The organism is Paenisporosarcina sp. TG20 (genome assembly GCF_000286315.1).
Classification (GTDB): Bacteria; Bacillota; Bacilli; order Bacillales_A; family Planococcaceae; genus Paenisporosarcina.
The window spans coordinates 1-6,898 of sequence record NZ_ALJG01000171.1; the positions used below are offsets into that span (position 1 = coordinate 1).

General features: G+C 35.4%; 5 protein-coding genes. 1 reads left to right on the forward strand and 4 read right to left on the reverse strand.

Annotated elements, in window-relative coordinates; translation table 11 throughout:
* Positions 1 to 354: 354 nt before the first annotated feature.
* On the forward strand, positions 355 to 1,710 hold the full coding sequence (locus tag B371_RS0102575; RefSeq protein WP_019412755.1) for an FAD-binding oxidoreductase: 1,356 nt from the start codon (positions 355 to 357) through the stop codon (positions 1,708 to 1,710).
* Positions 1,711 to 2,852: 1,142 nt separating this feature from the next.
* On the opposite strand, the gene B371_RS0102585 is transcribed toward B371_RS0102575, so the two are convergent.
* The 4 genes from B371_RS0102585 to B371_RS0102600 all read right to left on the reverse strand — a co-directional run bounded on the left by B371_RS0102585 (position 2,853) and on the right by B371_RS0102600 (position 6,470).
* The gene (locus B371_RS0102585; protein WP_019412757.1) at positions 2,853 to 3,080 is read right to left on the reverse strand and encodes a hypothetical protein; all 228 of its coding nucleotides are present in this window, start codon (positions 3,078 to 3,080) and stop codon (positions 2,853 to 2,855) included.
* A gap of 255 nt (positions 3,081 to 3,335) precedes the next feature.
* Positions 3,336 to 4,256 carry a DMT family transporter gene (locus B371_RS0102590; RefSeq protein WP_019412758.1) on the reverse strand — a complete coding sequence of 307 codons (921 nt, stop codon included), beginning with the start codon at positions 4,254 to 4,256 and terminating at the stop codon, positions 3,336 to 3,338.
* 206 nt (positions 4,257 to 4,462) lie between these two features.
* The gene (locus tag B371_RS0102595; RefSeq protein WP_019412759.1) at positions 4,463 to 6,031 is read right to left on the reverse strand and encodes an MDR family MFS transporter; all 1,569 of its coding nucleotides are present in this window, start codon (positions 6,029 to 6,031) and stop codon (positions 4,463 to 4,465) included.
* Positions 6,032 to 6,035: 4 nt separating this feature from the next.
* Positions 6,036 to 6,470 carry a MarR family winged helix-turn-helix transcriptional regulator gene (locus tag B371_RS0102600; protein WP_019412760.1) on the reverse strand — a complete coding sequence of 145 codons (435 nt, stop codon included), beginning with the start codon at positions 6,468 to 6,470 and terminating at the stop codon, positions 6,036 to 6,038.
* Positions 6,471 to 6,898 lie beyond the last annotated feature (428 nt).

Sequence of the window (6,898 nt, forward strand, 5' to 3'; positions counted from 1 at the left end):
CTATTTTCAGTGTACCATAAAAAGAACATATGTTCCACTCGGAGGCAGGAAGAATTGCATAAAAAAATGCTGAAGTGCCAAAAACCTATTGTGTCGATGAAAATACTCTTAGGCTTGTTCTGCTGAAGAATGGGATTTCGTGATTTTATCCTTATGGTACGTGAGCCCCTTACAGCTTACATTTAATCTTGTGTTCTGTGAACTGTATACATCTATTATGCTTAATTTAAAATCAATTACAATACCAATTTCAGAAAACTCTATTTTATTATATGTTTTTATTTTGAGTTTTAGAGAATACAGGCTACACTATCATAAAGAAATATGGTTTAACGATAAAAAGGAGAATGTTAAATGTTGGTAAAAGAACTCATAGCTTCTATTGGAAGCAATAAAGTGAGCCAGACTGAGTCGGATCTTTATAATTTCAGTAAAGATGAATCATCCCATACACCTGTAGAACCAGATGTGGTAGTGTTTCCTGAGTCGCAGGAAGATATACTTGAGGTTTTAAAAATTGCTCGTAAATTCCATACTTCTGTGGTGCCATATGGTGCTGGATCTGGTTTAGAAGGACAAGTTATTCCCATACAAAAAGGGATTTCCATGAGTTTTGAGAGGATGAATCAAGTTGTAGAGTTTCAACATGAAGATATGTTAATCACTGTACAAGCTGGTATGACAAGACTTCAGTTGAATGAATTCGTTAATAGACATGGTCTGTACTTCCCTATTGATCCCGGTGCTGATGCAACTATTGGTGGTATGACTGCTACAAATGCGAGCGGAACGACTGCAGTTAAATTTGGTTCTATGAGAGATCAACTTCTTGATTTAAAAGTCATTATGGCAGATGGCAAAGTCATTCATACTGGCTCCAAAGCAAAAAAGTCATCTTCAGGATACCATTTGACCGGGTTGTTCGCAGGTTCTGAAGGAACTCTTGGAATTATTACTGAAATTACTTTACGCTTACATGGAATTCCTGAACATACCATTGCAGCAAGATGTACTTTTAAAACTATTGAAGAATGTGCATCTGCAGCTCAGACAATCTTAATGAGCGGCACGCCTGTACTTCGAATGGAATTAGTTGATGCTAACAGTATTAAACAAGTAAATGAGTATGGTGGATACTCATACCCAGAAGAAGCTTCTTTATTTTTCGAGTTTTCTGGTTCTCGATTATCTGCTACAGAAGATGCTGAAACAACTAAACTGGTATGTACTGAACTAGGCTGTCAAAATTTCGTAACAGCAATAGGATCTAATGAACGAGCATTACTTTGGAAAGCACGTCATGAAATGGCTTATGCGTATAGACATATGAAAGGAATGTCATCAACAGGTGCTGATGTATGTGTGCCGATTTCTAAACTTCCTCAAATGGTAGAATACGCTCGTAAATTACTGGATGAGAGTGGTCTACACGGCGGAACCTTTGGTCATGTAGGGGATGGTAATTTCCATACTATTGTCATGTATGATCCTACTAAGACGCATGAAAAACAAAAAGCGGACCATACCAACGACCAATTGGCTCTATTAGCGATTTCGTTAGGTGGAACCTGTACTGGAGAACATGGCGTTGGACTTGGGAAAAAGAAATTCCAATTACAAGAGCATGGCGAGGCCCTTATGGTAATGAAACAAATGAAAAATTTACTCGATCCTATGAATATTTTAAATCCTGGTAAAATTTTTCCTTAAGATTCGTAAGAGAGAATTGTGTTGCTGAATCGAAACCTATAGCTACTGAATCAACTTAGGTTTGTTTTGAATTTGTAAGCCCACTACACTTTATAATCTTAAAATGAACAGAGGACCAAAATGACTATGTCAATTTGGTCCTCTGGTTTTTTATGTGGCTAGTTTTATTAAATTGTACACCTGTAAAAGGTATTTAACTGTCGATTAAATCGGTTGTTTTAGTAGTTTTCCAACTTGGAGCGTGATTTTTCCAACTTGGAGTCTCAAAATTCCAACTTGGCATTCCGTTTTTCCAACTTGGACTCCAAATTTTCCAACTGAGCGACTGCTCGCCTTGATTTCCTTTAAAAGATCCAACAGAATTCTTCAAGAATACTGGTAAATTAACGGATTTTTCTTCAATTCTGTGAAAATCATCTATACCTTAAACCCAATTGCTTGTTTGGTGGCACGGCTAGCCTTTGCCACTTTCTGTTCGTGACAATTTCTTAGCTCGTTCTCATCATTATAGTTCCCATATTTTCTCTATTCCAACTTGGATCGTGATTTTTCCAACTTGAGGACCAAAAATCCCAACTGAGCAACAGCTCGCCATGATTTCCTTTAAAAGATCCACCAGAATACTGTTAAAATAACGGATTTTTCTTCAATTCTGTGAAAAACCATCTTTACTTTCAACCTCAATTGCATGTTGGGTGGCACGGCTAGCCTTTGCCACTTTCCTGTTTGTGACACTTTTTTAGCTAGCTCGTTCTCGTCATTATAGTTTCCATATTTTCTCTATTCCAACTTGGATCATGATTTTTCCAACTTGGAGTCTCAAAATTCCAACTCGGCATTCCGTTTTTCCAACTTGGACTCCAAATTTTCCAACTGAGCAACTGCTCATGCCATTTCAGCTAACGAAATGTTAGTCAGAACACTCAAATAGAACAATATAACTTCATTTCTTAAGGAGTACTCCAAAAATAATCCTATAACATTATATTTTTCTGTTCCCATTACCTTTACCAATCTCTTTTTACAAAAAGAAAATAGCGGTCGAGATAATATCTTCGACCGCTTTCTTCAATAATATGTGTCAATTCTTTCATTTAACCAAAAGCAAACAAAAACCACTCCTAATTAGAAGTGGTCAGCTTTTAATAATTGGATTTGTTCATTCGATCTGCTACTTTGTAAGCATCGTAGATTCCCCAAATCCATACAATTGGAAATGTTATCCAACCAATTAATACGAACACTAAAGCAGAATTTATAAGTTGCACAACAATTAAAATTAAGCCCTTCATGATTTGACCATTATATATTTGCCCGACGCCGGTCCAAAAGAAACTTAATACTGCGGCAATACCTGGATTTTTTAGCATATAATTACCTCCTGAAATTTCATTTAATATGCATACGTTTCCGAATCAATAAAGTTTCAATCGAAGAATGCATTTTACTCAAATAGCTATTGATATTATAGATAAGAAACTTTTACTACACACAATGTTAGTAGTGAGGTTCAGAGATGTCAAGCCAACAACCTTGTTTCTAAATTATGCGGAAAGCGCCCAAATATTCGTCCAACCTACAATGCAAAGAACTAACTAAACCATTACGCAAAATTCTTTTTTGATTCATGAAGATACGGATTTTTTAATTTTGTGTTTTTTCCACATGTCATCGGCTGCACCGGATCCTAATACTACCGCTGCAATAATTAAAACAAGACCGAATATATGTCTACTTGTAATAACTTCATCTAAAAACATCGCGGCACCAACTAAGGAGAATACGGTGTTTAAGTTCATAAAGATCGCAGCTTTGGATGGTCCTGCTTTCCCAACTGAGTAGTTGAATAACATATGACCAACTGCAGTACCAATCATGCCACTACCAAAGAATGCTAGCCAAAAGATTGGTGGCACTTTAAAAAATTCTTGTATCTCGCCTGGTTCCTGAACTAAGCTTATTAAAAGCAATACGAAGGAACCTATTAAAAACATATATGCAGTAAGCAGTCTTGGATCTAATGTTTTAGCAGCCTTACTAATAACCAGATAACTAAATACTTGGGCAACTATCGATATGAATACGAAAACATCTCCATAAGATAAACCTGATGTCCCCTCACCAGCAGCTAATACTGTTGCACTGACACCAACTAGTCCTAGTGTAACCCCTATCCATTGTAATCTAGAAGGATAAACCCTCATGATTAAGGACACGATTACAGCTGTTAAGACAGGACCCGTTCCAAGAATTAAACCAGCATTTGAACCAGATGTTAGGGATAATCCAATTGATAAAAAGTAATGGTGGCAGACGACATTAAGAAGTGCCCCCAAAAATATATATTTCCATTCTAGCTTTGTTGGTTTTCTTACAATTCTAAGCGTTGCTAGAATTGCAAAAACGGTTAGACTTGCTAAAAATATACGAAATGCGGTCATTGTAACGGGACGCACTTCGGTTACTAAATATTTTACGGCTGGTAAATTAAAGCCCCATATAATCATGACAATAACGAGAATTACGTATATCTTCCATTGTTTCAAGTAAATTTCACCTCTTTGATTGTTTCGTATTACGAAAAACAATAGTCTAATTTTAATCCTTTAACCAACTAAAGTAAATGATTATTTCCTAGTAAATCCTTGTAATTTGTAGAAGGAAGTATCCATATAAGGTTAGTTTTGGTTGAAAAAATTAATCAAAAATAGAGCATCCAAAATGGACACTCTTTCTTGAAAAAGAAGTATAATCATTTTTCTATGTCTGATGAATCTTTTTGACTGCGTAAAGGAACTTCTTTAATTACAAATGTTAAAAGTGATGCTATTCCCATTATAATCGCTGCAAGCAAAAACACATTTGATAAAGCATGTGACAATGCTTGTTGTAAATGGATTATTAGATTATTAAAGAATGGTAACATTTGTTCAGACAATTGACCGCGAATCAAATCAATTTGCGTATGGTCTAATAAAAGATTAGGATCTTGGAATTCACTTAAAGTTGTTGTCGCTTCTTCAGGCATACTTCCTGGATCTAATGAAGCCAGCTTACTTTTCATTGATGTGTTAAGCACAGTTCCTAAAACAGCCACCCCAACTGTTCCTCCCATTACACGGAATAATTGAGTGGACGATGTCGCAACACCTAAGTTTTCTGGGCCTACTGAATTTTGAACTGTTAATGTAAAGACAGTTAGACCCATGCCTATACCAATGCCAACTAATATTAAATAAAGAATTAGTAACCATTGAGAAATATTTATATCCATTTGTGATAGTAAGACGAGACCAACAACAGAAGTCATTAATCCTATTGTTGCTTGACGCTTATATTTCCCCGTTTTAGTAATCAAGTTACCTCCCCAAGCACTCGAACCAACTAAGCCGAGTGTCATAGTCATGGTAATAAAGCTAGAATGAGTAGCCGAATAGCCCAAAACCCCTTGAATAAAGTAAGGTACATACATAAGGCTACCGAACATCCCAACCCCTACACAAAATCCAATAATATTCGAAAAGGTAAAGTTCATATTTTTAAATAAATGAAGCGGTAATACTGGGCTTCGCGCACGCTTTTCAGCCCATATAAATAACCCAAGCGAAATGATTGAAGCTGCGAACAAGCTTAATATCATCGGAGAAGACCAATCGTACTGTGTTCCTGCCCAAGAAAAGGCTAACAACATCGTCACCAAGGTTCCAGCAAGAAAGAATGTGCCTAAATAATCAATGGTTTCGTTTTCCCGACGAGCTGTTTTTGGAAACAATTTGAAAATCAAGATGAATGCAACAATACCTAATGGGAGGAATATCCAAAAGACCCACTTCCAATCAAGATTATCGACAATATAGCCACCGATTGCAGGACCGATAACACTAGAAACACCAAAGACTCCACTCATTATCCCCTGCCATTTTCCACGTTCGCGAGGTGCAAATAAATCTCCAACTGCTGTAAATGCTGTTGGAATAATAAGACCAGCACCTATACCTTGAATTGCACGATAAATGATTAGTTGTTCAATAGTATCCGATGTTCCACACAAAAATGCACCAATTGAAAAAATTAAAATACCTATTAAGAAAAAGGGTTTTCTCCCATAAATATCTGACAACTTTCCTGCCACGACAGTCATAATAGCACTGGTTAACATAAAACTGGTAAAGACCCAACTGTAATAATTTAACCCACCTAAGTCAGAAATAATTTTAGGTAAAGCATTACTCACTATTGTTTGGTTTACAGCTGCAAAAAATAGGGCAGCAATAATGGCGATCATTATGGTGACTTTTTCTTTGTGTTTTAAATCTTCCATAGAATTAAACCTCTTTTTCATTCGGCTTAATTTTTTGAAGAATGTCGATAACCAATGTCATTTCTTCATTTGAAATATCACCAAAAGTTTTATTGAAATAAGAGTACACTATTTCATCCATTTTTTTAACTAAGGTTAGACCTTCCTCAGTTACTGTCAAATAAACCGTTCTTCTATCCCTATCATTACGTTCTCGAATGAGGTATCCTTTTTGAACTAGCTTTTCACTCGTTAAAGTGACGTAGCTACTTGTCGAGTTTAATCTACGCGCCACATCAGATACGCGAAGAGTTAGGTCATCTTCTAAAACTCGTAGGAGTGTGAATTCATTATATGGAATGTATTCTTCAAATTCTATAGCGAAATCTTGTCTTACTGTACGAAGTAAATATCGAAAAGAACGAGTAAATTCAAGTATTAAACCTTTGCGGTTGTCCATTGTGATACTCCTTAAGTATTAAATAGTTTAGTAACTTAATTATTTTAGATTAAGGTTATCTAATATGAATGTCAACTTTGGAAACTTATCAAAACAAGACTAAAAGATCATACTGAATTGACTTGGTTTTCTGTGCAATATACGGTTATATTCAAAATAACACCATTAAGAATTAAAGAGGAAAGTGTTAATTTGCTCGAGAATCTGATTTATAAATCACTCATATTAAACTTACCTTACCTGTTTTAGTGAATTCTTATTTAATTCTATTCTCTTACCTACATATCAAGACATTAAATTTATTTAATGTATTGCCCAGGAAATATCTTATTCGAATTGTAGAATAAAGTCGAATTATGTTCTCATTTAAAGATTTATACGAAAACTTTTTCTCGAAATATAAATAAAACAAAATCCCTTGCAGTATA

What these genes read in the sequence shown, in the direction of transcription:
- B371_RS0102575 (WP_019412755.1), top strand. Translation starts at nt 355, where the DNA reads ATGTTGGTAAAAGAACTCATAGCTTCTATTGGAAGCAATAAAGTGAGC.
- B371_RS0102600 (WP_019412760.1), bottom strand. Translation starts at nt 6,470, where the DNA reads ATGGACAACCGCAAAGGTTTAATACTTGAATTTACTCGTTCTTTTCGA.
- B371_RS0102595 (WP_019412759.1), bottom strand. Translation starts at nt 6,031, where the DNA reads ATGGAAGATTTAAAACACAAAGAAAAAGTCACCATAATGATCGCCATT.
- B371_RS0102585 (WP_019412757.1), bottom strand. Translation starts at nt 3,080, where the DNA reads ATGCTAAAAAATCCAGGTATTGCCGCAGTATTAAGTTTCTTTTGGACC.